Source organism: Nonomuraea sp. ATR24 (assembly GCF_041950485.1).
GTDB classification, from domain to species: Bacteria; Actinomycetota; Actinomycetes; order Streptosporangiales; family Streptosporangiaceae; genus Nonomuraea; species Nonomuraea ceibae.
In genome coordinates, this window is the sequence record NZ_JBGNUU010000014.1 from 165297 (window position 1) to 188258 (window position 22962).

A 22962-nucleotide genomic window follows, 5' to 3' on the forward strand; every position below is an offset into this window, starting at 1 on the left:
ACGATGTCTGGGAACAGTGGAGCGACGACGACCGGCGAGCTGCGCGCGCACAACCGGGTGCGGCTGCTGCGCGCCGTGCACGACGGCGGGGCCACGCTGACCCGGTCGCGGCTCACCCGCGATCTGGAGCTGGCCAGGGGCACCGCGTCGGTGCTGGTCGGCGGTCTGGCCGAGGACGCGCTGCTGCACGAGGAGCCGGCCCCGGAGCAGGCCAGGGGCCGCCCGACGATGGTGCCGGGGCCACATCCGCGAGGTCCCGTCGTGCTGGCCGCCGACCTGCGGGAGGACGCCTGGGAGCTGGCGGCGTGCGAGCTGGGCGGCCGGACGGCCGTGCTGGAGGTGCGCGGCCACGACGGCACCCCGCGCGGCGCGCTGGAGCCGCTGGGGGCCGCGCTGCGCGAGCACCGGGCGCGCCTTCGCGGACGGGCCGTGGGCGCCGGCGTGGCGGTGGCGGGCCCGATCGGCCCCGGCGGCCGGGCGGACGTGCCGCACCTGGGCTGGCGCGCGGTCGACGTGCCCGCCCTGCTGGGGCTGCCACCCGGCTGGGTCCGGGTCGGCAACGACACCGCGCTGGCCGGGCTGGCCGAGGCCAGGCGCGGGCTGCTGCGCGGCGTCGGCGTCGGCCTGCACCTGCACGTGGACTTCGACCTGGGCGGGGTGCTCGTCGTCGGCGGCCGGCCGCTGGAGGGCGCCGGCGGGATGGGCGCCGAGTTCGGCCACATGCCGCTGACCGGTGGCTCGCTGCCGTGCGCGTGCGGCGCGACGGGCTGCTGGGCGCTCGACGTGGGCGCGAACGCGCTGCTGCGTCACATGGGCCTGGCCCACGGCGGCGGCCGGGGCCGCGAGCAGGCCGAGCGGGTGATGGCCGCGGCGCGGGCGGGCGAGCCGGCCGCGGCGCGCGCGGTGGCGGCCGCCGCGCGGGCGCTCGGCCGGGGCGCGGCCGCCCTGGTCAACGCGCACGACCCGGAGGTGGTGACGCTCTCCGGGCTGGCCGCCGACCTGCACGGACAGGCCGGCGCGGTGCTGGCGGAGTCGCTGACGGGCGGGCTGATGACGATCCGCCGCGAGCGCCCGCCGCTCGTCACCCCGGCCGCGCTGGGCCGGCGCGCCTCGCTGGTGGGCGCGATGGAGTCGGTCTTCGACGCGTTCCTGACCCCGGAGGGCCTGGCCGGCTGGCTCGCCCGCGACACGCCCGGGAGCACAGTGTGATGCATACCACGAAATATCGCTAGAAAGCACGCTTTAAGGCTCAAAACGACCATCCCGTACGTGATCCGTACGGCGATCCCGGCGGGTCTGTGCACCGGCGGCGGCGGTGAGGCGTCGAGCAGGCAGGTGACCTGACGCGAGGGGGACGGCCGATGGATCTGGAGATCGCGTTGCGCATGTGCGAGGCGGCGTTGCGGCAGGCTTCCCGGGAGGGTTCGGCGATCTCCGTGGCGGTGGTCGACGCGGGCGGACATCTGGTGTCTTTCCAGCGTATGGCGGGTGCGGGGTTCGCCGGCACCACGCTCGCGCCCGGCCGGGCGAGCGCCGCCGCGGCCCACCGCAGGCCGACGGCCGAGCTGTCGGGGACGGGCGGCCCGGGAGCCGGGCAGTGGGAGCGCACTCCGGGCGGTCTGCCGCTGTGGTCCGGCCGCGGCCGGAGCGGGTGCGTGGCCGGCGGCGTGGGGGTCAGCGGCGGCACCCCGGAGCAGGACCAGGCGTGCGCCGAAGCGGCCGCCTCGGTGTGGCGGACACGTTGACCGGGCGCTTTGGGCAACACGAACCGCTGGTATCCGCCATGATTAGCCACTGCACTACGGGTAACAGAAACCCCGATCGTCAACTCCCCGAGGAGAGAACAGCAGATGGCACTTCCCACTCTTACCCCAGAGCAGCGCAAGGCCGCGCTGGAGAAGGCCGCGGAGGCTCGCGCCGCCCGCACCGCCCTGCTCGCCAAGGTCAAGACCGGCGAGCTGTCGTTCTCGCAGCTGCTGGAGCGCGATGACGACATCGCCAAGAAGATCAAGGTGTCGCAGGCCCTGCGCGCCGTGAAGGGCGTCGGCCCGGCCAAGGCCACCGCGCTCATGGAGGAGGCGGGCGTCGACGAGAAGCGCCGCCTCGGCGGCCTGGGCGCCCAGCAGCGCAAGAAGCTGGTCGACGCGCTCGGCTAAACCGGCCGGGCGGCCAGGTCCGCGCGCAGCGCCGCGCGGACCGGCCGGCAACGCTCCAGGAGACCGGCACACCCCTCCGCATCACCGGCCGCCTCCCGGAGAGATCCGCGACGCCCCCGCCAGGGACCTCCCCGGTGCCACCCCCGGGAGGGCCGGGCGCTCAGCTGCGCAGGTAGGCCAGCACCGCGAGCACGCGCCGATGCTGGTCGCTGTCGTCGGCGTAGAGGCCGAGCTTGCTGAAGATGCTCCTGATGTGCTTCTCCACGGCCCCGTCGCTGATCACGAGCTGGCGGCCGATCGCGGGGTTGGACTTGCCCTCCGCCATCAGGCCGAGCACCTCACGCTCCCGCGGTGTGAGCTGGGCCAGCGGGTCGTCCTTGCGCCTGCGCACCATCAACTGCGACACCACCTGCGGATCGAACACGGTCCCGCCCGCGGCGACCCGCCGCAGGCCCTCCATGAACTCGTCCACGTCGACGACCCGGTCCTTCAGCAGGTAGCCCACCGCGCCCCGGGCGTCGGCGAGCAGGTCGTCGGCGTAGGAGACCTCGACGTACTGCGACAGGATGAGCACCGGCGCGCCCGGCACCCGGCGGCGCGCCTCCACGGCGGCGCGCAGCCCCTCGTCGGTGAACGACGGCGGCATGCGCACGTCCACCACCGACACGTCGGGCCGGTGCTCGGCCACCGCCTCGACGAGGCCGTCGCCGTCACCGACGGTCGCGACCACCTCGCAGCCGAACTCCTCGAGCAGCCTGACCAGGCCCTCCCTGATCAGAACCGCGTCATCGGCCACGACTACGCGCACGGTACCTCCGCTGCTATCACCGTCGGCCCGCCGTCGGGCGAGTGCACCTCCAGCTCCCCGTCGACCGCGCGGAGCCGGTCGGCCAGCCCGGCGAGACCATGTCCCTTGGCGACGTGGGCGCCGCCGACCCCATCATCCACGATCGTCAGCACGAGGGCGTCGTCGGTGTGGGTGAGGCGGATGGTGCACACGCTCGCCTGGCTGTGCTTGGCGACGTTGGTGAGGGTCTCGGCGACGACGAAGTAGACGGCGTTCTCCACCGCGGCCTCGTACCGGCCGGTGGCGCGCACGTCCAGCTCGACGGGGACGATCGAGCGCCCGGCCAGGGCGGCGAGCGCCGGGGCCAGGCCGCGGTCGGACAGGATGGGCGGGGCGATGCCGCGCGAGAGCGCGCGCAGCTCGTCGAGCGTCTCGCGGGTGGCGGAGATCGCGGAGGTGAGCGTGGCCTGGGCGGCCTCGGGGTCCTTCTTCAGCTGCCGCTGGGCCCGCGAGAGCTCCATGGCCAGCGACACCAGGCGCTGCTGCGGCCCGTCGTGGATGTCGCGCTCCAGCTTGCGCAGCGCGTTGGCCTCGGCCGACACGGCGGCGGCGCGGCCCTGGGCCAGGTCGTCGATGCGCTCCTGCAGCTCGGCGACGCCGGTGAGCAGGGCCCGGCCGAGCCCGGCGCGCACCAGCGCCGCCCCGCGCACGGTGAAGGGCAGGATGAGCAGGAACAGCAGCCCCAGCGCCACGTAGAAGATCGAGTTGATCAGGTAGCCGTCGCCCAGGCCGAGCAGCTCGGGCAGCTCCACGTTGTCCTCGATGCGCGAGGTGATGAGCCCGTAGATCGGGTAGGTCAGGCCGGCCAGCGGCAGCGCCCAGCAGACCACGGTGAGCACGAACGCGATCAGCGCGGGCGGGAAGTTCACGATGGAGTGCAGCAGGTCGAGCCAGGACTGCCCGCTGGTGAGCGGGTTGACGATCCGCCGGAAGCGGCCCGCCCCGGGCGGGGCCGGCTTGTAGCGGGGCCGCACCGGGGGCCGCTTGAGCACGTCGGACAGCCAGCCGCGCTCCGCGTCGGCGAATCCCCTGGCAGCCAAAAGGGTGGCCGCGAGCACCGGCACGCCGATCCACACCACGGCGGTGCCGACGCCGGCGGACAGGCCGACCAGGGTGACGGCGAAGCCGATCAGCGTGGTGGGGAACCCCACCAGGGTGTAGCGGGTGTCGAGCATGACCCGCCGAATCAGGGAGCGCATGCCTCCACGCTAGAGCCCCGGAAAGCCGTTTTCGAACCGGTGCGCCGGTCTTGCGATGGTAGGGCCAGCCCCACCCCCGGGGTGGTGGCGGGACGACCGCAAGACGGTGGTTCGCGGCAATGTGCGCGAGCCGCCCGGACGGAAGCCTTGGGACATCGCCCCACCCCCGATGAAACGAGGCTTCCATGACCGTCCTGCTGGAGCGGCCCGCCCTGCGCGAGCAGCCGGCGCGCACCGGTTCCCCGCGCCGGGCCAGGGACCCGTTCATCGACATCCTGCGGGTGTTCGGGATGGCGCTGGTCGTGCTGCAGCACTGGACGATCCCGGTCCTGGACTACGACGGGGCGCGGCTGACCACCGGCAACGCGCTGGCCGAGCCGGGCGTGTGGGTGGTCACGTGGATCAGCCAGGTGATGCCGCTGGTGTTCTTCGCGGGCGGGGCGGCCAACGCGATCAGCTTCGGGCGGGCGGCGCACGGCGGGCCGCAGTGGATCGTCACGCGGGTGCGCAGGCTGGCGTGGCCGCTGCTGCCGCTGGCGGCGGTGTGGCTGCCGCTGCCCCACGTGCTGATGACGCTGGGCGTGCCGGAGCAGCCGCTGGAGGTGGGGGCTCGCCTCACCGGGCAGCTCCTGTGGTTCCTGGCGGTCTACCTGATCGCGGTGACGGCGACGCCGTACCTGCTGCGGCTGCACGCCGCGCACGGGTGGCGGGTGGTGGCCGTGCTGGCGGCGGCCGCGGTGCTGACCGACGTGGTGCGCTTCTCGACCGGCGTGGACGCGCTGGGCTACGCGAACATCGTGTTCGTGTGGCTGGCGGTGCACCAGCTCGGCTTCCTGTACGCCGGCGGCCGGCTGCGGCTGCCCGTGCTCATGGCGGCGGGCGGCTTCGGCGCGGCGGCGCTCCTGGTGGCGTACGGGCCCTACCCCGGCAGCATGATCGGGCTGCCCGGCGCGGAGATGTCGAACATGGCGCCGCCCACGCTGGCGATGCTGGCCGTCTCGTTCGGGCAGGTGGGGCTGGCGGCGCTGCTGCGGCCGTGGATCGTGCGGCTGCCGCTGACGCGGGTGCTGGCCTGGGCCGGGCCGCGCATCATGACCGCCTACCTGTGGCACATGCCGGCGCTGTTCGCGGTGACGGGCGTGGTCGTGGTGGCGATGCGGGTCCAGACGCCCACGCCGGGCAGCGCGTTCTGGCTGGCCGGATGGCCGGTGTGGTTCGGCGCGCTGTGCCTGCTGCTGTGGCCGCTGCTGCGCTGGTTCTCCCGGTTCGAGGAGCCGCCCGCGCTGCCGTACGGGCGAGCCACCTGGGCGACGGCGCTCACGTCGGCGGCGCTGACGGGCGGCGGGCTGCTGGCGCTCACGGTCGCCGGGTTCGCGCCCGGCGGGGTGCCGTTCCTGGGCGTCATCGCGGTCCTCGGCGGGCTGCTCCTGACCGGGCCGCGCACCCGGATGTGAGGGCGCCGGTTCGACCACGCGGTGAACTTCGGCAGGATAGGGGTGTGAGCCTTCTCGTTGACCGCCTGCCGGAAGAGATCGACGCCGATCCCGACGCCATTTTCGACGCCTTCGCGTCCTGGAACTCCGAACGGGGGCTCACCCTCTATCCCGCCCAGGAGGAGGCGCTGATCGAGGTGGTGTCGGGCAGCAACCTGATCCTGGCCACGCCGACCGGCTCGGGCAAGAGCCTGGTGGCCGCCGGGGCCCACTTCGCCGCCCTGACCCGGGACGTGCGCACCTTCTACACCGCGCCGATCAAGGCGCTGGTGTCGGAGAAGTTCTTCGACCTGTGCGCGATCTTCGGCACCGAGAACGTCGGCATGATGACCGGCGACGCGAGCGTCAACGCGGGCGCGCCGATCATCTGCTGCACCGCCGAGATCCTGGCCAACGTGGCGCTGCGCGACGGCGCGGCGGCCGACATCGGCCAGGTGGTGATGGACGAGTTCCACTTCTACGCCGAGCCCGACCGGGGCTGGGCCTGGCAGGTGCCGCTGCTGGAGCTGCCGAACGTGCAGTTCATCCTGATGTCGGCGACGCTCGGCGACGTGTCGATGTTCGAGCGCGACCTGACCCGGCGCACCGGGCGGCCGACGGCCGTGGTCAAGCACGCCGAGCGGCCGGTCCCGCTGGTCTACTCCTACCGGATGACGCCGCTGCACGAGTCGCTGGAGGAGATGCTCTCCACCGGCCAGGCTCCCGTCTACGTGGTGCACTTCACGCAGGCGGCGGCGATGGAGCGGGCCCAGGCGCTGATGAGCATCAACATGGCCTCCAAGGCGGAGAAGGAGGCCATCGCCGCGATGATCGGCGACTTCCGCTTCACCACCCGCTTCGGCCGGGCGCTGTCGCGGCTGGTGCGCCACGGCATCGGCGTGCACCACGCCGGCATGCTGCCGAAGTACCGGCGGCTGGTGGAGCGGCTGGCGCAGGCCGGGCTGCTCAAGGTCATCTGCGGCACCGACACGCTGGGCGTCGGCGTCAACGTGCCGATCCGCACGGTGCTGTTCACGGCGCTGTCGAAGTACGACGGCAACAAGGTGCGCCGGCTGCGCGCCCGCGAGTTCCACCAGATCGCCGGCCGGGCGGGCCGGGCCGGGTTCGACACGATCGGCTACGTGGCCTGCCAGGCGCCCGAGCACGACATCGAGAACGCCAAGGCCCTCGCCAAGATCGGCGACGACCCGAAGCGGCGGCGCGGCTATGCCCGCAAGAAGCCGCCGGAGGGGTTCGTCGGCTGGAGCGAGGAGACGTTCGAGAAGCTCCAGCAGGCCGAGCCCGAGCCGCTCAACTCGCGCTTCAAGGTGAGCAACGCGATGCTGCTGGCGGTGATCAACCGGCCGGGCGACTGCTTCCAGGCGATGAAGCACCTGCTGACCGACAACCACGAGGACCGCAAGTGGCAGCGGCGGCACATCAGCCAGGCCATCGCCATCTACCGGTCGCTGCTGGCGGGCGGCGTGGTCGAGCAGCTCGCCGAGCCCGACGAGCAGGGCCGCAGGGCCCGGCTGACGATCCAGCTCCAGGACGACTTCGCGCTCAACCAGGCGCTGTCGACGTTCGCGCTGGCCGCCTTCGACCTGCTCGACCGCGAGTCGCCGAGCTACGCGCTCGACATGGTGTCGATCGTGGAGTCGATCCTCGACGACCCGCGCCAGATCCTGTCGGCCCAGCTGAAGAAGGCCAGGGGCGAGGCGGTCGCGCAGATGAAGGCCGACGGCATGGAGTACGAGGAGCGCATGGAGGCGCTGGCCGAGGTCATGTACCCGATGCCGCTGGACGACCTGCTGCTCGGCGCGTACGAGACCTACCGGCGCGGCCACCCGTGGGTGGGCGACTACACGGTCAGCCCGAAGGCCGTGGTGCGCGACATGTTCGAGCGGGCGATGACGTTCGGCGAGTACATCCAGTTCTACGAGCTGGCCCGGTCGGAGGGCACGGTGCTGCGCTACCTGGCCGACGCCTACCGGACGCTGTCGCGCACGGTGCCCGAGCACCTGAAGACCGAGGACCTGACCGACCTCATCGAGTGGCTGGGCGAGCTGGTCCGCCAGGTCGACTCCAGCCTGATCGACGAGTGGGAGAAGCTGGCCAACCCGGATCTGGCGCTGGAGGAGCGCGAGGCGCTGGAGACGAAGGTGCGGCCGGTGACGGGCAACACCCGGGCGTTCCGGGTGCTGGTGCGCAACGCGATGTTCCGGCTGGTGGAGCTGTGCGCGCTGGAGAAGGAGGAGGAGCTGGAGGAGCTGGCTCCCGACGTCGACTGGGGGGCCGCGCTCGACGCCTACTACGCCGACCACGAGGAGATCCTCACCGACGCCGACGCGCGCGGGCCCGCGCTGCTGCGCATCGAGGAGGAGAGCGGGCTGTGGACGGTGCGCCAGACGATCAAGGACCCGGCGGGCGACGGAGACTGGGGCATCGACGCGCAGATCGACCTGGCCGCCTCCGACGAGGAGGGGCGCGCGGTCGTCCACGTGACGGGGCTCAACCGGCTCTAGGGGAGATAGCCGTGTGCCGGAACGGACTGGCAAGGGCGCTCCGGCACACGCCTGTTCTCTTATTCTCCGGTCGCGTACTTCGGCAACGCGTCATGACAATGTCTCAAGATCGGGACATTTCCCGTCAGCAGGCGGCGATGCGGCAAATCTTCCCGAGCATCCGCTTGGCGTCCTTCGTCTGCTGCTTGAAGTCGGCGGCGGCGGGCTTGCCCCACTCCCCCGACACCGTGTAGACGATCAGCGCGTTGGCGCGGCGCGTCACGACGGCCCGCTCGCCGCCGATGGCCGGCTTCTTGCTCTGGTACGCCTGGCCGGTGATCGAGACGCCCTCGTCTCCGAGCCGTACGGGACGGTAGGAGTAGCGGTAGTCGGCGGTGCCGCAGGCGCGCACGGCCGCGCGCAGGTCGCGCACGGCCTTCTTCGCCGCCCCCGCCGAGCCGTAGAGGATGACCTGCTCGGACTTGGAGTAGTCGGGCACGGCCGTGTAGGTGAGCGTCTTGGCGGCGGTGCGCCCGGCGCGGCCGAGCGTGGCCTTCTGGCACGGGTTGACGACCAGCCGGGCGCTCGTCCTGCCGCTGACCTGCCAGCTGTGCTCGGGGTTCGGGTCGTGCTTGGCCGCGTCCTTCTCGTACAGCATGAAGCCGCCGGGGATGCCCAGGGCGAGGGCGGCGGTTAACGCCACAATGGAGACCATGAGGCAAGATTGTACGAACGCCTGACGTCTAGCGGCGCAGGTTGGCCGTCCAGGCGTCGAGCTGCGACTGCCAGCCGTCGACGGTCTCCGGCCTGCCCGGCACGCCGGGGCGGGTCTGCCAGGGCAGCGGCCCGCTCTCGCGCCTGTACTCCACGCCGATCGCGTCCAGCCGTTCCAGGTGGGCGGCCAGCCTCTGGCGGAAGTCCGGCAGGTCCCGGTCGGCGGGGCTCCACACGGTCTCGGCGAAGGCCGCCAGCCTCGGGAAGGCCATGTAGTCGACCTGCCGCGGCGAGTCGATGAGCTCGGTCCACACGGCGCACTGCGAGCCCAGCACCCGCTCGGCGGCGGGCTCGCCGCGCAGCTCGGCGGGGATCGGCTCGAAGGCGTAGACGTCCTCCAGCGTGAGCACGGTGCCGAACGGGACCGGCTCGTCCTCGCCCGGCCCCTGCCGGTAGTCGAAGTAGACCGACGTGTTGGGGGTGCTGATCACGTCGTGGCCGTTCCTGGCGGCGGTGACCGCGCCGAGGTCGCCGCGCCAGGAGGCGACGACCGCGCCGGGCGCGAGCCCGCCTTCGAGGATCTCGTCCCAGCCGACGAGCCGCCGCCCGCGGGCGCTCAGGTAGGTGTCGAAGCGGTGGATGTACCAGCTCTGCAGCTCCTCCTCCCCGGCCAGGCCGAGCTCGCGGATGCGGGCCTGGGCGGCGGGGCTGTCACGCCACTGCTGCTTGGGGCACTCGTCGCCGCCGACGCACACGTACGGGCTCGGGAACAGCTCCAGGACCTCGTCGAAGACGTCCTCGAAGAACCGGATCGTGCTCTCCTCGGCGTTGAGCACGTTCGTGCCGATGCCCCAGCCGGTGCGCACCTCCAGCGGCGTGTCCAGGTTGCCGAGCTCGGGGTAGGCGGCGATGGCGGCCTGGGTGTGTCCGGGCAGGTCGATCTCGGGGACGACGGTGATGTTGCGCTGCCCGGCGTAGGCGACGATCTCCCTGATGTCGTCCTGGGTGTAGTAGCCGCCGTGCGGGCGGCCGTCGAACGGCCCGTTCCAGCCGGTCTGGCTCTGCGTGCGCCAGGCGCCGACCTCGGTGAGCCGGGGGTGGCGGCGGATCTCCACCCGCCAGCCCTGGTCGTCGGTCAGGTGCAGGTGGAGCACGTTGAGCTTGTGCAGGGCCATCAGGTCGACGAACCTCAGCAGGTCCTGCTTGGTCATGAAATGCCGGGCCACGTCGAGGAGGCAGCCGCGCCAGCCGAAGCGCGGCTCGTCCTCGACGTGGGCGGCCCTGATCTCCAGCTCGCCGCCGGGCCCGGCCTTGCGGAAGGCGGCCGGGGGCATGAGCTGCCTGAGCGTCTGCGCCGCGTAGAACGCCCCGGCGGGGCCGCCCGCGGCGATCCGGACGCCGTCCTCGCCGACGGTCAGCCGGTACGCCTCGGGCGGCAGGTCGGCCAGGGCGAGCGTGATCGTGCCCGGCCCCGGAGCGGCGGGCGGCAGGTCGCCGCCGGTCACGGGGCCGATCTCGCTCCGCAGCCAGGCGGCCGCCGCGCGCAGCGCCGGATCGGCGGCGAGCGCGGTGTCCGGGCCGAGGACGAAGCGTCCCGGCAGGACCTGGCAGTGGACGGGCTTGGGCACGATCATGAACGGTTTCCCCCTAGTGACAGGTGACGGTGGCGTCGGCGAAGTCGACGTGGTCGGAGTAGGCGTTGTCGCCGCCGTTGGTGGCGACCAGCCGCACGTGGCGGGCGCCCTCGACGGAGGCGGTGACCTCGACGGCCGGGTCGGCGCCGGTGACGAGCTCGGAGGCGGCGACGCGCCCGCCGTCGGCCCACACCTCGAAGCGGGCCGAGCCGGCCTGGCCGACCTCGTCGTCGACGCCGCCCAGGAACCGGACCGTGGCGCAGCGGCCCGCGGTGTAGTACTCGATCTCGGCGGGCGCGTGCGCGCCGAGCCCCTTGGCGTACCGGACGCCCTCGATGGTGAGCGGGCGGCCGTCGCCGGCGGCGCGCTCGCCGTTGCTGGCGTCCTTCTCGACGGGGCCGAAGTGGTTCTTGGCCGCCGTCCAGGTCAGGTCGCTGAGGTGGGTGGTGCCGGCGCCCGGAGCGCGCGCGACCCTGACGACCGCCTCGCCCGGCACCCGGCCGCCGGCGAAGGCGGCGACGGCGGCGAGCCGGTGCTCGGTGAGCGCCGCGCCGCCGGGCGGGGTGACGGCCCAGGTGACGGCGAACGTCTCGCCGCCGCGCAGCCTGCCGGTGGCGGCGGGCGTGCGCGCCTCGGCCCGCCACCCCTCGGGTACGGCCAGCGTCACGGTCAGGTCGCGCAGCGCGCCGGTGGCGCCGGTGTTGACCACCCGGGTGACGATCTCGCCGGTCGCGCCGGGCTCCAGCACGGAGGGCCGGTCGTCGCCGAGCGCGGCTGGGTCGACCTCGAACGTGACCAGCGGCGTACCGGCGCGGCCGTCCGACACCCGGTACATGGCGGCGCCGTGCGCGGGGACCTGGGCGGCCAGCTCGCCGGTGCTGCCGGTCACCGCGCCGGTCCACAGGTCCTCGATCCGGTGGCGGCCGGGGCCGAGGTCCGTGGAGATCGTCGCGGCCCGGTCGCTCTCGTTGAACAGCACGATCGCCCGGTCGCCGCCCGCCAGCGGCTTGACCAGCACGTGGTACCAGCCGTCGGAGCGGGCCAGGGCGCCGTGCGCGCCGAGCGGGTCCCGGGCGACGGTGATCACCTCAGGGTCGGCGACGATCTCGCGCGGCGCCCTGGCCGGGTCGGCCTGGAGGATCAGCGGGGCAGCGCCGATCGCCCACAGGGAGAACTGGGCGCGGTACTCGGTGGCGGTCATGCCGCCGAGCCCGGCCTGGATGAGGTCGGGGTCGGCCCAGCTTCCCGCGCCCGCGTACTCGGCGCGCAGCTGGTTGAACTCCCAGATGTCGACCATGGTCGCGTAGCTGTCGGCGATGGGCCGGTTGAAGACGTTGGTCCGCCAGGTGGTGGCCCCGGCCTCCTTGCCCCACAGCCACGGGACGGTGCTGCCGTCCTCGTTGTTCATCGCGAACACGACGCCGTCGCCGAGCGCCTGGCGCATGCGCGGGTAGAGCGTCCGGGCGATCCGCTCGACGTTCTGGCCGGGGAAGTCGGCCTTGGGGATGTCGCACCAGTCGTACTTGACGTAGCCGACGCCCCACGCCTTGACCTGGGCGGCGTCGGCGGCCTCGGAGCCGTAGGAGCCCGGGCCGCCGCCGGCGCACGCCTTGGCGCCCGCCGACAGGCTCACGCCCAGGTCGAGCCCCTTGCCGCGCACGTACGCGGCCAGGGCCTCGATCCCGGAGGGGAAGCGGGCCGGGTCGGCGGCCAGCGCGCCGCCGGAGCGCTGCGGGGCCAGCCAGCAGCCGTCGAGGATGACGTACCGGTAGCCGAGCGGCGCGAGCGGGGCGAGCGCGTCGGCGGCGGCCCTGACGGACGTCTCGGAGACCGAGCAGCCGAGCGAGCGGCTGCTCCAGCCCATCGGCGGCCCCGCCGCGGGGGCCTGGGCGGCGGCGGGTAAGGGGACGGAGAGCATGGTGAGGAGGACCGCCGCGAGGGCGGCCGGTGCGGTGCGCATGGGGGTCCCGTCAGGTCGGGTTGAGTGCGGGGGTGCCCGGCTCGATGACGAAGGAGCCGGAGGTGTAGGCCGGGGCGTACGGCTCGGTCACGCGCGACAGCGAGCGGAAGTCGACCTTCATCTCGCGCTCGCTGATGCGGGTGCGGACGTAGCCGCGGCGGCCGTTGAAGAACTTGACGTGCGGGTTCTCGGCGAGCAGGTTCCGCGTGTCGGGATACTCGTCCATGCCGTTGCCCGCGCTGGTGACCGACGTGGTGACGAGCTCGACGGCGACGGACTTCGACTCCGGGTCGCGGTAGTCGCGCTTGATCTCGCCCGCCCAGTGGGAGTGCACGTCGCCGGTGAGCACGACGGCGTTGCGCCCGTACGTGTCGACGGCGGCGGCCAGGCGGTCGCGGGAGGCGACGTAGCCGTCCCAGCCCTCGTTGGAGTAGCCCTTCCCCTCGCCGTTCGTCCAGTCCATCTCCATCATGAAGACCTGCTGGCCGAGCAGGTCCCAGGTGGCCCGCGAGCCCTTCAGCTCGCCGTCGAGCCAGGCCTCCTGCTCCTGCCCGAGGATGGTGCGGTTGGGCGCGAAACGTTCCGCGCAGTCGGGGCCGACGGTGCCGCTGCGGCCGGTGCACGCGTACAGGTCGCGGTACTGGCGGGTGTCGAGCAGGTGCAGGTTGGCCACGGCGCCCCAGCGGATCGAGCGGTGCAGGCGCAGCGACGACCCGTCCGGCCGCTGGGCGCGCCGCAGCGGCATGTTCTCGTAGTACGCCTGGAAGGCCTCGGCGCGGCGCTTGAGGAAGGGCGGGTCGGGCTGCTCGGGGACGTCGCCGGCCCAGCCGTTCTCGATGTCGTGGTCGTCCCACACCACCACCCAGGGGGCGATCGCGTGGGCCATGCGCAGCTCCGGGTCGGCCTTGTGCTGGGCGTGGCGCAGCCGGTAGCCGGCCAGGTCCAGGCACTCGCCGCCGGCCTGGTCGCGGACGGGGTACTTGTAGTCGCCGTACTCGTAGATGTAGTCGCCGAGGAAGGCGATCAGGTCGGGCTGGTCCTCGGCCATCCTGCGGTACGGGGTGAACCAGCCGCTCTGGTAGTCGGCGCAGGAGGTGAACGACAGGTTCAGGTCGCGGCTGCGCCCGCCGGGGGCCGGGGCGGTGACGGTGCGGCCGGTCTCGGAGATCTCGCCGCCGGTGCGGAAGCGGTAGAAGTACTCGGCGCCGGAGTCGAGGCCGTCGAGCTCCACGTGGACGCTGTGCGCCTCCTCGCGGCGGGCGATCTCGACGCCGTGCCGCACCACGTGCTTGAAGTTCTCGTCCTTGGCGACCTGCCACTGGACGGGGACGGGACGGGACGGCATGCCGCCGAAGCCGTCGAGGGCGAGGGGATCGGGGGCGAGCCGCGTCCAGAGCACCACGCCGTCGGAGGCGGGCTCGCCGGAGGCGACGCCGAGCTGGAAGGGGTCGGACAGGGGGGTGCGAGCGGCCGCCGCGCGCACCGGGCCGGGGCCCAGTGCGGCGGCGAGGCCCACGCTCGCGCCCCCGGCGAACAACGCACGCCGGGTGATCATGGGGTGGGGGGCTCCCTACTCGATGGTGGCGTTGCCCTCGGCGACCGCCTGGTCCGCGGCCTGCTTGGGGGTGAGCTTGCCGAGGTACATCTCGTTGAAGATCTGGTTCAGCTTGGTCTCGAACCCGGTGAAGCCGGTCGTGACCGGCAGCGGGAAGGTCGTGCCCTCGGCCTCCTCCAGGAACGGGGAGACGTCCAGGCCCTTGGCCTTCCAGTAGTCGACGTAGCCCTGGGCGAGGCCGTTGATCGCGGGGAAGACGTAGCCGCCGTCGGCCATGAGCTTCTGCGGCTCCTCGGTGCCGAGGTAGGCGGCCAGCTTCATGGCCTCCTTGGGGTGCTCGCTCTTGGCGTAGACGGCCTCCGACAGGCCGTTGAGGTTGACCGAGCGGCCCTGCGGGCCCTCCGGCATGAGCGCGACGCCCATCTCGAACCCGGCGCCCGGCGCGACGAACGGCAGCAGCGCGTTGTTGGCCGGGAACATCGCCACCTCACCGGCGGTGAACATGTCGGTGATCTTGCCGGTGGGCGGGTTCGTCTGGCTGGCGGGCGGCGACACGTGGTGCTTGTTGACCAGGTCGACGCCCCACTGCAGGGCCTGGACCGACGCCTCGTCGTTGAAGGTGTACTTGCCGAACGGCTTTTCCAGGAGCTTGCCGCCGTTGGAGTTCACCCAGTTCATCCACTGGGTCTGGTAGTGGTTCCAGGAGCCGAACCCGTACGTCTTGACCTTGCCCGGGTCGAAGCCGTCCTCGCCGGGGTGCTTGCCGGCCTCGTCGACGGTCAGCTTGCGGGCGACCTCCAGGAGGGTGCCGCCGCCGTCGGGGCTCCAGGTGAGCTTGTCCGGCATCTCGACGCCGGCCTTCTTGAACAGGTCCTTGTTGTAGAGCAGGCCGACGGTGCCCCAGTCCTTCGGGACGCCGTACAGCTTGCCCTCGTAGGTGAAGGAGCCGACGACGGTCGGGTGGTACTTGGAGGCGTCGACCTTGACCTCGGCGAGCACGCCCTTGGTGACGTACTCGGGGAACTGGGTGGGGGTCATCCAGAACACGTCGGGCGCGCTGCCCGCCACGGCGTCGGCGGTCAGCTTGGTCCAGTACTGGTCGTAGGGCAGCAGCTCGATCTGCACGTCGATGGTCGGGTTGGCCTTCTCGAAGGCGGCCATGACCTTCTCGTAGCCGGCCTTCTGCTGCTCGTCCCAGAGCCGGTAGGTGAGCGTGACCTTCTCGCCGCCGCCGCCGTCGCCGCCACCGGCGTCGCCGGAGCCGCAGGCGGTCAGGGTGAGCAGGGCGGCGGCGGCCAGCAGGGCGGCCTGGCGGGTTCGGGGGGTTCGCATGATGGGGCTCTCCTACTTGAGGCCGGTGAGGACGACCGACCGGACGATGTACTTCTGGAAGAAAATGAAGATCGCCACCATGGGGACGAGAGCGATCAGGCCGCCGGCCATCATGAGGTTGTGGTCGACGCCGATGCCGACCTTGAGCGCGGCGATGGCCACCGTGATGACCTTGGTGCCGTCGCCGCTGGTGATGATCAGGGGCCACAGGAAGCTGTTCCACGACGAGATCACCGTGATGATCGTCAGCGTGCCGATCGCGGGCTTGCACAGCGGCAGCAGGATGCGCACCAGCACCGTCAGCGGCCCCGCGCCGTCGATCCGCGCGGCCTCCTCCAGCCCGGCGGGCAGCCCCTTGAAGAACTGCCGCATCAGGAAGATGCCGTACGGGGTGCCCAGGATGTACGGGGCCAGCAGCCCGTACCAGGTGTTGACCAGGTCGAGCTCGCGCATGATGAGGAACAGCGGGATCATCGTCACCGCGCTCGGCACCATCATCGTGGCCACGTACAGCCAGAAGAGCACGTCCCTGCCGCGGAAGTTCAGCCGGGCGAAGGCGTAGGCGGCGAACGTGGTGAACGCGAGCTGGCCCAGCGTCAGCAGCACGGTCATGACGAGCGTGTTGAGGATGTAGCGGGGGAAGTCGCCGCCGAGGATCTGGCCCAGGTTGTCCAGCGTCGGCGGCAGTCCGGGCAGCCACGGCTCGGTGGAGTTGAGCTGCGCCTTGGTCTTGAACGCGGTCAGCACCACCAGCAGGTAGGGGAAGACCGAGATGAACGCGCCCGCCACGAGCGCGGCGTAGAGCAGGATCCGCTTCGTCATCTGTCTCTCAGCTCAGGTCGTAGGTGGTGCGCTTGCCGAAGAACCTGACCTGCACCAGCGTGACCACCAGGATGATCACGAAGAGCAGCATCGACAGCGTGGAGGCGTAGCCGAAGTCGAACTGCCGGAAGGCGGTCTCGAAGATCGTGAAGTTGAGGACGGCGGTGCTGCCCGAGGGGCCGCCGTTCGTCATCACGTAGACGGTGTCGAACACCTGGAAGGCGCCGATCATGTTCGTCACCATGACGAAGAACATCGTGGGGTTGAGCAGCGGCAGCGTCAGCCGCCAGAACCGCTGGCGCGGGGTGGCGCCGTCGGTGGCCGCCGCGTCGTACAGCTCCTGCGGGATGCCCTGCAGCCCGGCGAGGAAGAACAGCATGTTGTATCCGCTGTACTGCCACACGGTGACCAGGGCGACGGCCGGCAGCGCCCACGCCGAGTCCGACAGCCAGTCGGGCCCGGTGATCCCCACCATCGACAGCGCCCGGTTGATGGCGCCGTCACGCGGGTCGAAGATCCAGTTCCAGACCAGGCCGAGCACGATCGGGGTGGCCATCCACGGCACCACGAACAGCGACCGGTAGAACCGCACGCCCTTGACCCGCTGGTTGAGCAGCATGGCGGCGCCCAGGGCGATCACCGTCTGCAACGGCACGCACAGCGCCACGTACAGCACCGTCACCCAGAGCGAGTGCCACGCCTCGCCGTCGCCGAGCAGCCGGGCGTAGTTGTCCAGGCCCGCGAACGACGGGTCCGACAGCAGCTCCCAGTCGAAGAAGCTGAGGACCAGGACGATGACCACGGGCAGCAGCAGGAACGCCACCACGCCCAGCAGGCTCGGCCCGACGAACAGGTAGGCGTACCAGGAGCCGCGGCGCCTCACGACGGCTCCGTGCTGGTGGGCCTCATGATCCGCCGGGTGGTCTCCAGGCCCCACGCGTCCAGGGCGGCGATCGGGTCGCTGGAGCCGCGCAGCCCGCCGGTCGCGCCGACGTGCGCGGCCCACTCCTCGCGCGCCTCCACCTCGGGGCGGACGATGAGGCAGTCGGGGTCGTTGACCCACCAGCGGGCGTGCAGGAACTCGCGGGCCGCGCCGGTCAGCCTGGCGCCGAGCTGCGACGGCTGGCTGATGTCGCCCTTCCTCGGATGCAGCGTGGGCGCGATGTCGGGGCTGACGCGCATGATGTCGACCAGGCCGATGCTCGGCAGCATCGGCGCGCCGCACCCGTGCAGGGTGGCGTCCGGGCCGGCGCCCTCGCGGACGAGCTCCAGGCCGCGCCGGTAGGCGGCGATCGGGTCGAGGCCGGCGTCGTGTCTGCGGCCGGCGAGCGCGCCGGCGTAGAGGTAGTCGAGCTTGAAGTGGCTGATGCCGATCTCCGCGAACCGCGCGAAGACCCCCACCAGGTACGCGGCCGCGTCGGGGTGGGTGACGTCGAGCACGGCCAGGTCCTGGTCCCACATGTGCCCGGCGTGCGCTCCGCCGACGAGCCAGTCGGGGTGCTCGCGGAACAGGCGGCTGTCGTGCCCGGCGAGGAACGGCGCGGTCCAGATCCCGGCGCGGGCGCCGGTCGCGGTGATCTCGCCGACGGCCCGCTCCAGCGAGCCGAAGCCCGGCCTGGGGTCGAGCCAGTCGCCGATGCCCGCCTCGTAGCCGTCGTCGATGAGGAACATGTCCGCGCCGAGCTCGTGCTCGGCGGCCAGCGCCAGGTTCTCCAGCACGTCGGCCTCGGTGACCTTGTCGAAGTAGCCGTACCAGGTGCACCACATCGGCGGCACCGCCGGGAAGGCGCGGCCCGGGGCCAGGCTGTCGGCCCAGTGGCGCAGCGCGCGGTCCAGGCCGCCCTCGACGCGTTCGTGCCGTACGGGTCCGTCGGCGGAGATCACCAGCCGGCCGTCCACCGGCCGCGCCCGGATGGAGGGCACGGCGAGCGGGCCGGGCGCCGACCACAGCTCGACCGGGCCGCCGTCGCCCGGGTCGACGGCGAGCAGGCCCTCGCCCTGGAACGAGCCGGCGGGGACCGGCGTCCCGGGGCGGTAACAGAGGGTCTGGATGTTGCCGTCGGCCGGGCGGGGAGGGGTGTCGTCCAGCCGGTACGCGCCGGTGGGGCTCCACGACTGCCAGCCGTGCTCGAACACCCGGGCCTTCTCCGGCGCGCACGCGACCTCGCCGATGTCTGCGAAAGACACTCGAACCTCATCTCACTTACGAAGGAGCGCTTCATTAGTAGCAGTGTTGAGTTCTGTGGGTCAATGGTGGATTACCGGGTCATGTGGGGGTTCTTGATGGTCTTGCTGTTGCCCGGCGGCTGGCATAATCGGCGCATACAAAGGAGACCTACATAAGGACGGGGCGTTGGCAGACCTACGCGGCGGCGACCTGTCCCGGCTCAGGCAGCTCAACTCGCTGACCGCGATCCGGGCGCTGCGCGAGACCGGCCCGCTCACCCTCTCCGCCCTCGCCGAACGGACCGGGCTCTCCCGCCCCTCCACCAAGGAGGTCGTCGACGAGCTCAGCTCCCTCGGCTGGGTGGAGGAGGTGCCGCCCAGCCCCGGCACCATGGGCCGCCCCGCGCGCCGCTACCGCTTCCGCGCCGAGAACGGCCACCTCGTCGGCGTCGACATAGGCGGCCACAACGTCCGCGCCGCCCTGTCCGACCTCGACGGCCGCGTGCTCGCCGAGACCCGGCAGCCGGTCGAGCCCGACGCCCCCCTCGACGAACGCCTCGACGCCATCGAACGCGCCGTCTCCGGCTGCCTGACCCTCAGCCGCCGCACCCCCGACGACCTGTGGGTCCTCGCCGCCGGCACCACCGGCGTGATCAGCCCCGACGGCCGCATCTCCTTCTCGGCCGCCGTCCCCGCCTGGACCGGCCTCGACCTGGCCGGCCGCCTGCGGGAGATGTTCCCGTGCGAGATCCTCGTCGAGAACGACAGCCGCCTCGCCGCCCTGGCCGAAGCCCGCCGCGGCGTCGCCCGCGACGCCCGCGACGTCGTCTTCCTGCACGTCGGCAGGCGCATGGGCACCGGGCTCATCATCGACGGCAAGGTCCACCGCGGCTTCGGCGCCGCCGCCGGCGAGATCGCCATGCTGCCCGAGGCCCGCTGGTTCGACGCCCCCGACCACCTCAACACCAGCGCCGCCGTGCCGCCCGGCACCCCGCCCGAGGACGCCGCCGGCCACACCCTCGCCGCCGCCCGCGACGGCGACCCCGTCGCCCTCGAAGCCGTCGGCCGCTACCTCGACGACCTCGCCGTCGGCACCGCCGCCATGGTCCTCCTCCTCGACCCCCAGGTCGTCGTCCTCGGCGGCGGCTTCTCCCGCTCCGCCGACGTCCTCCTCGGCCCCCTCCGCGACCGCCTCGAACGCCGCTGCATCCGCACCCCCGAGATCCGCGCCTCCACGCTCGGCGACGAATGCGTGGTGGTCGGCGCCATCGACTACGCCGTCGAGCACGTCGAACGCCGCTTCTTCACCCCCGAGGCCGGCCCCCTCCCCCTCTCCCGCTGACCCGCCCACCCGCGCGCGGCGCCGGCCGCCGCACGCCGTCCGGTCGGCGCGGCGGTGCGCCGCTCATCCCCGCACGCGGGCCCGGTAGGCGCGCGGCGGCACCCCGTGCTCCCTGCGGAAGGCGCGGCTGAAGTGGAACGGGCTGACGAAGCCCGACGCCGCCGCCACCCGGCCCACGTCCAGGTCCGTCGCCTCCAGCAGCATCGCCGCATGCCGCAGCCGAGCCTCCCGCACCGCCCGCATCGGCGACCGCCCCGTCTCCTCCGCGAACAGGTGCGCGAACCGCGACGGCGACAGCGCGACGGCCCGCGCCAGCGACCCCACGGTGTGCGGCGCCCCCGGCTCGGCCGCGATCAACGCCAGCGCCCGCCGCACCCGCCCGTCGCCGCCCTCCTCCCCGGCCCGCACCGACGCGGTCGCCACGACCAGCACCTCCTCCACCGCCCCCATCACCAACTCCCGCGCCGCCCCCACCCCCGCCACCACCGCCACCTCCCCGGCCGCCGTCTCGCCCGCCCAGCCAGCGGCCGCCGTCCCACCGCTCCCCCCGGGTGCGCCCGCCGCCGTCCCACCGCTCCCCCCGGGTGCGCCCGCCGCCGTCCCACCGCTCTCCTCGGGTGCGCCCTCCGGAGCGGGAGCGGCGCTCACGCGCTCCACCGCCCCCCGCGCTTCGGCCGGGCGCGTCCCGCCGCCCATCGCCTCACGCAGCGCCGTCTCGCCGGCCGCCGTTGGTGCGTCCGTCAGCGTCGGGGCGGGGTCCTTGGGGTCGTACGGGCTCCGGGGTCCTTCCTGGGGCGCAGCAGGGGCCGGCGCGTAGGAGGCCGGGGGGAGCCAGCGGGCGTCGTGCAGGGCGCGACGGAAGGCGGCGTCGATGCGGTCGCGTACCGCCTCGGGGACGTCGGCGACCAGGTGGCAGCCCGGCGCGAGGGCGTGGGGCGCCAGCCAGCCGGTCCACGACGGGCGCGGCTGGAAGTGCACCCACCAGAAGCGCCACCGCCGGGCCCCGGGCGCCACCCGGTAGTGGTGCGGCTCCCCCGACGCGAGCACCACCAGCGACCCGGGCCCGGCACGCAGCGCCGCGCCGCCCTGCTCGACGAGCCCCTCCCCCGCCTGGGTCCACATGAGCAGCCAGCTGGGCGCCCCGGAGGCCCGGCGGGTGGCGTAGCCGGGCGGCTGGTCGTAGTGTCCGAGGACGATCAGCTCGGCAGCAGGAACAGTCATGTCGTCAGCGGTCACCGTCATACCCTCGCACGCCCTCGCCGCCTAGCGTGAACGGCATGAACCTCAACGACTTCCACGACCGGGGCTTCGTCATCGTCCCCGCGCTGCTGGCTCCGGAGGAGGTGGCGGAGCTGCGTGACGAGTTCATGGCGCTGCACGCCGCGGGCCCCATTCCCGGGCATTTCACGCCGACGCCGCAGGAGCCCGGCGGCCCGTACGACATCCTGCGCGACTATCCCCGCGTGATGCACCCGCACCAGGTGAACGACGTGGCGCTGCGCTACCTGCTGGACGCGCGCATCGGCGCCATCCTGGCGGACCTGCTGGGCGAGGAGCCGATAGCAGCCCAGAGCATGTTCTACTTCAAGCCGCCGGGCGCCCGCGGCCAGGCGCTGCACCAGGACAACTTCTATCTGCGGGTCGAGCCGGGCACGTGCGTGGCGGCGTGGGTGGCGCTGGACCGGGTGGACCGCGCGAACGGCGGCCTGGAGGTGGTGCCCGGCACGCACCTGATGGACCTGTTCTGCCCGGAGGAGGCGGACCACGACGTCTCCTTCACCAGGGAGTACGTGCCGCCGCCCCCCGGCCTGGAGCGCGTGCCGGTCGACATGGAGCCGGGTGACGTGCTGTTCTTCAACGGCAGCCTGGTGCACGGCTCGGAGCCGAACAGCACGGCCGACCGGTTCCGCCGCAGCTTCATCTGCCATTACGTCGGCCGTTCGGCGGAGCGGATCGCCGCCTACTACCCGACGCTCACCATGTCGGGCGAGCCGGTCACGCTGGAGGCGGCCACGGGCGGCGGCCCGTGCGGCACCGAGGCGGGCACGCCCGCGGGCCCGCACTAGCGAGGGCCAGTCGGAGCCGGGCCAGTCGGAGCCGGGCCGGCCGGGGGCCGGGTCAGCCGCCGGAGTGATCGGACTCGGCGTCCTCGGGGACGACGGTGTCCCAGGGGTCGTCGAGCCAGCCGTCGGGCAGCTGGACCTTGGTGCGTTCGCCGGACTTGCCGCGCGGGGTGTCGGTGTTGGGCGGCCACGGCTGGTCGTGGTCGAGCTTGGCGAGGCTCGCGCGCAGCCCGTCGAGCGACTCGGCGGTGGCGAGCTCGCGGCGCAGCTCTGCGCCGACGGTGAAGCCCTTGAGATACCAGCCGACGTGCTTGCGGAAGTCGGCGATCGCGTAGCGCTCGATGTCGAAGCAGGTGGTGAGCCCTTCGGCGTGGCGGGCCATCACGGCGGCCACCTCGCCGAGGGTGGGCCGGGTGCGTTCGGCGCTGCCGCGGAAGGCGTTCTCCAGGTCCTTGAACAGCCACGGCCGTCCCAGGCAGCCGCGGCCGACGACGACGCCGTCGCAGCCGGTGCGGGCGACCATGCGCAGGGCGTCGTCGGCGCACCAGATGTCGCCGTTGCCGAGCACGGGGATCTCGGGCACGGCCTCCTTGAGGCGGGCGATGGCGTCCCAGTCGGCGACGCCGCCGTAGTGCTGGCGGGCGGTGCGGGCGTGCAGGGCGATGGCGGCGACGCCCTCCTCGACGGCGATGCGGCCGGCGTCGAGGTAGGTGAGGTGGTCGTCGTCGATGCCCTTGCGCATCTTCATCGTGACGGGCAGCGCGCCCGCCCCGGCGACGGCCTCGCGCAGGATGCGCCGCAGCAGGTTGCGCTTGTACGGCAGGGCGGAGCCGCCGCCGCGCCTGGTCACCTTGGGCACCGGGCAGCCGAAGTTGAGGTCGACGTGGTCGGCCAGGTCCTCTTCGGCGATCATCCGGACCGCCCGGCCGACGATCGCCGGGTCGACCCCGTACAGCTGGATGCTCCTGGGCTTCTCCGACTCCGCGAACCTGATCATGCGCAGCGTCTTGGGGTTGCGCTCGACCAGCGCCCGCGTCGTGATCATCTCGCACACGAACAGCCCGGCGCCCTGCTCGCGGCAGAGCACCCGGAACGGCGCGTTGGTGATGCCCGCCATCGGCGCCAGCACGACGGGCGGCCACACCCCGATGGGCCCAATCTTCATCCCGTCAGTTGTAGCGCAGGTCGGGCCGGGA

At 72.9% G+C, this 22962-nt stretch carries 19 protein-coding genes; 7 read left to right on the top strand and 12 right to left on the bottom strand.

From position 1 onward, the window contains the following. Window positions 1-3: 3 nt before the first annotated feature. The 3 genes from ACBI99_RS30375 (at window position 4) to mihF (ending at window position 2156) form a co-directional block, all read left to right on the top strand. On the top strand, window positions 4-1209 hold the full coding sequence (locus ACBI99_RS30375) for an ROK family protein (protein WP_357587597.1): 1206 nt from the start codon (window positions 4-6) through the stop codon (window positions 1207-1209). 152 nt (window positions 1210-1361) lie between these two features. Beyond that, window positions 1362-1745: a heme-binding protein gene (locus ACBI99_RS30380; protein WP_375074065.1), complete on the top strand. Its 384-nt coding sequence runs from the start codon at window positions 1362-1364 to the stop codon at window positions 1743-1745. Window positions 1746-1850: 105 nt separating this feature from the next. Beyond that, window positions 1851-2156: an integration host factor, actinobacterial type gene (gene mihF / locus ACBI99_RS30385; RefSeq protein ID WP_049567253.1), complete on the top strand. Its 306-nt coding sequence runs from the start codon at window positions 1851-1853 to the stop codon at window positions 2154-2156. A gap of 160 nt (window positions 2157-2316) precedes the next feature. On the opposite strand, the gene ACBI99_RS30390 is transcribed toward mihF, so the two are convergent. Next, on the bottom strand, window positions 2317-2964 hold the full coding sequence (locus ACBI99_RS30390) for a response regulator transcription factor (RefSeq protein WP_219519206.1): 648 nt from the start codon (window positions 2962-2964) through the stop codon (window positions 2317-2319). After that, window positions 2955-4202, bottom strand: a complete 1248-nt coding sequence (locus ACBI99_RS30395) for a sensor domain-containing protein (protein WP_357587599.1) — start codon at window positions 4200-4202, stop codon at window positions 2955-2957. Before ACBI99_RS30395 ends, ACBI99_RS30390 begins: the two co-directional genes overlap by 10 nt. Before the next feature lie 185 nt (window positions 4203-4387). Here ACBI99_RS30395 and ACBI99_RS30400 point away from each other — a divergent pair, with 185 nt between their 5' ends. Both ACBI99_RS30400 and ACBI99_RS30405 read left to right on the top strand, forming a co-directional pair. Next, window positions 4388-5656 carry an acyltransferase gene (locus tag ACBI99_RS30400; RefSeq protein WP_375074066.1) on the top strand — a complete coding sequence of 423 codons (1269 nt, stop codon included), beginning with the start codon at window positions 4388-4390 and terminating at the stop codon, window positions 5654-5656. Window positions 5657-5700: 44 nt separating this feature from the next. Further along, window positions 5701-8199 carry a DEAD/DEAH box helicase gene (locus ACBI99_RS30405; RefSeq protein ID WP_375074067.1) on the top strand — a complete coding sequence of 833 codons (2499 nt, stop codon included), beginning with the start codon at window positions 5701-5703 and terminating at the stop codon, window positions 8197-8199. 124 nt (window positions 8200-8323) lie between these two features. Here ACBI99_RS30405 and ACBI99_RS30410 read toward each other — a convergent pair whose 3' ends face one another. From ACBI99_RS30410 to ACBI99_RS30445, 8 genes are read right to left on the bottom strand one after another with little or no spacing between them, the layout of a single operon-like run. Then, window positions 8324-8893 carry a hypothetical protein gene (locus ACBI99_RS30410; protein ID WP_219519214.1) on the bottom strand — a complete coding sequence of 190 codons (570 nt, stop codon included), beginning with the start codon at window positions 8891-8893 and terminating at the stop codon, window positions 8324-8326. Between the two features lie 28 nt (window positions 8894-8921). Continuing rightward, window positions 8922-10526 carry a beta-N-acetylhexosaminidase gene (locus ACBI99_RS30415; RefSeq protein ID WP_375074068.1) on the bottom strand — a complete coding sequence of 535 codons (1605 nt, stop codon included), beginning with the start codon at window positions 10524-10526 and terminating at the stop codon, window positions 8922-8924. 13 nt (window positions 10527-10539) lie between these two features. Next, a complete protein-coding gene (locus ACBI99_RS30420) occupies window positions 10540-12486 on the bottom strand; it encodes an NPCBM/NEW2 domain-containing protein (protein WP_375074069.1) in 1947 nt (648 codons plus the stop codon). Between the two features lie 10 nt (window positions 12487-12496). Beyond that, complete coding sequence (locus ACBI99_RS30425; protein WP_219519367.1) at window positions 12497-14041, bottom strand: alkaline phosphatase; 1545 nt, start codon at window positions 14039-14041, stop codon at window positions 12497-12499. A 15-nt stretch (window positions 14042-14056) separates the two neighbouring features. After that, complete coding sequence (locus tag ACBI99_RS30430; RefSeq protein ID WP_375074070.1) at window positions 14057-15373, bottom strand: ABC transporter substrate-binding protein; 1317 nt, start codon at window positions 15371-15373, stop codon at window positions 14057-14059. A gap of 12 nt (window positions 15374-15385) precedes the next feature. Beyond that, on the bottom strand, window positions 15386-16195 hold the full coding sequence (locus ACBI99_RS30435) for a carbohydrate ABC transporter permease (RefSeq protein WP_375074071.1): 810 nt from the start codon (window positions 16193-16195) through the stop codon (window positions 15386-15388). Between the two features lie 7 nt (window positions 16196-16202). Beyond that, the gene (locus tag ACBI99_RS30440) at window positions 16203-17078 is read right to left on the bottom strand and encodes a carbohydrate ABC transporter permease (RefSeq protein WP_375074072.1); all 876 of its coding nucleotides are present in this window, start codon (window positions 17076-17078) and stop codon (window positions 16203-16205) included. Then, window positions 17075-18382 (bottom strand): glycoside hydrolase family 36 protein, encoded by a 1308-nt coding sequence (locus ACBI99_RS30445; protein ID WP_375074073.1) that lies wholly within the window; start codon window positions 18380-18382, stop codon window positions 17075-17077. The genes ACBI99_RS30440 and ACBI99_RS30445 overlap by 4 nt, the downstream gene beginning before the upstream one ends. A gap of 166 nt (window positions 18383-18548) precedes the next feature. Here ACBI99_RS30445 and ACBI99_RS30450 point away from each other — a divergent pair, with 166 nt between their 5' ends. Next, on the top strand, window positions 18549-19703 hold the full coding sequence (locus ACBI99_RS30450; protein ID WP_219519355.1) for an ROK family transcriptional regulator: 1155 nt from the start codon (window positions 18549-18551) through the stop codon (window positions 19701-19703). A gap of 63 nt (window positions 19704-19766) precedes the next feature. Here ACBI99_RS30450 and ACBI99_RS30455 read toward each other — a convergent pair whose 3' ends face one another. Then, on the bottom strand, window positions 19767-20939 hold the full coding sequence (locus ACBI99_RS30455) for a helix-turn-helix domain-containing protein (RefSeq protein ID WP_375074074.1): 1173 nt from the start codon (window positions 20937-20939) through the stop codon (window positions 19767-19769). A 41-nt stretch (window positions 20940-20980) separates the two neighbouring features. On the opposite strand from ACBI99_RS30455, the gene ACBI99_RS30460 reads away from it, so the two are divergent. Beyond that, on the top strand, window positions 20981-21769 hold the full coding sequence (locus tag ACBI99_RS30460; protein WP_375074075.1) for a phytanoyl-CoA dioxygenase family protein: 789 nt from the start codon (window positions 20981-20983) through the stop codon (window positions 21767-21769). A gap of 52 nt (window positions 21770-21821) precedes the next feature. Here ACBI99_RS30460 and dusB read toward each other — a convergent pair whose 3' ends face one another. Next, entirely contained in the window at window positions 21822-22931 is a 1110-nt protein-coding gene (gene dusB / locus ACBI99_RS30465; protein WP_364168575.1) for a tRNA dihydrouridine synthase DusB, read from the bottom strand. Window positions 22932-22962 lie beyond the last annotated feature (31 nt).

Excerpts from the sequence above, each read along its gene's own strand:
- ACBI99_RS30395 (WP_357587599.1), bottom strand. The coding sequence starts at position 4,202 with ATGCGCTCCCTGATTCGGCGGGTCATGCTCGACACCCGCTACACCCTG.
- ACBI99_RS30400 (WP_375074066.1), top strand. The coding sequence starts at position 4,388 with ATGACCGTCCTGCTGGAGCGGCCCGCCCTGCGCGAGCAGCCGGCGCGC.
- ACBI99_RS30380 (WP_375074065.1), top strand. The coding sequence starts at position 1,362 with ATGGATCTGGAGATCGCGTTGCGCATGTGCGAGGCGGCGTTGCGGCAG.
- ACBI99_RS30420 (WP_375074069.1), bottom strand. The coding sequence starts at position 12,486 with ATGCGCACCGCACCGGCCGCCCTCGCGGCGGTCCTCCTCACCATGCTC.
- ACBI99_RS30375 (WP_357587597.1), top strand. The coding sequence starts at position 4 with ATGTCTGGGAACAGTGGAGCGACGACGACCGGCGAGCTGCGCGCGCAC.
- dusB (WP_364168575.1), bottom strand. The coding sequence starts at position 22,931 with ATGAAGATTGGGCCCATCGGGGTGTGGCCGCCCGTCGTGCTGGCGCCG.
- ACBI99_RS30415 (WP_375074068.1), bottom strand. The coding sequence starts at position 10,526 with ATGATCGTGCCCAAGCCCGTCCACTGCCAGGTCCTGCCGGGACGCTTC.
- ACBI99_RS30460 (WP_375074075.1), top strand. The coding sequence starts at position 20,981 with ATGAACCTCAACGACTTCCACGACCGGGGCTTCGTCATCGTCCCCGCG.
- ACBI99_RS30425 (WP_219519367.1), bottom strand. The coding sequence starts at position 14,041 with ATGATCACCCGGCGTGCGTTGTTCGCCGGGGGCGCGAGCGTGGGCCTC.
- ACBI99_RS30430 (WP_375074070.1), bottom strand. The coding sequence starts at position 15,373 with ATGCGAACCCCCCGAACCCGCCAGGCCGCCCTGCTGGCCGCCGCCGCC.
- ACBI99_RS30435 (WP_375074071.1), bottom strand. The coding sequence starts at position 16,195 with ATGACGAAGCGGATCCTGCTCTACGCCGCGCTCGTGGCGGGCGCGTTC.
- ACBI99_RS30410 (WP_219519214.1), bottom strand. The coding sequence starts at position 8,893 with ATGGTCTCCATTGTGGCGTTAACCGCCGCCCTCGCCCTGGGCATCCCC.
- mihF (WP_049567253.1), top strand. The coding sequence starts at position 1,851 with ATGGCACTTCCCACTCTTACCCCAGAGCAGCGCAAGGCCGCGCTGGAG.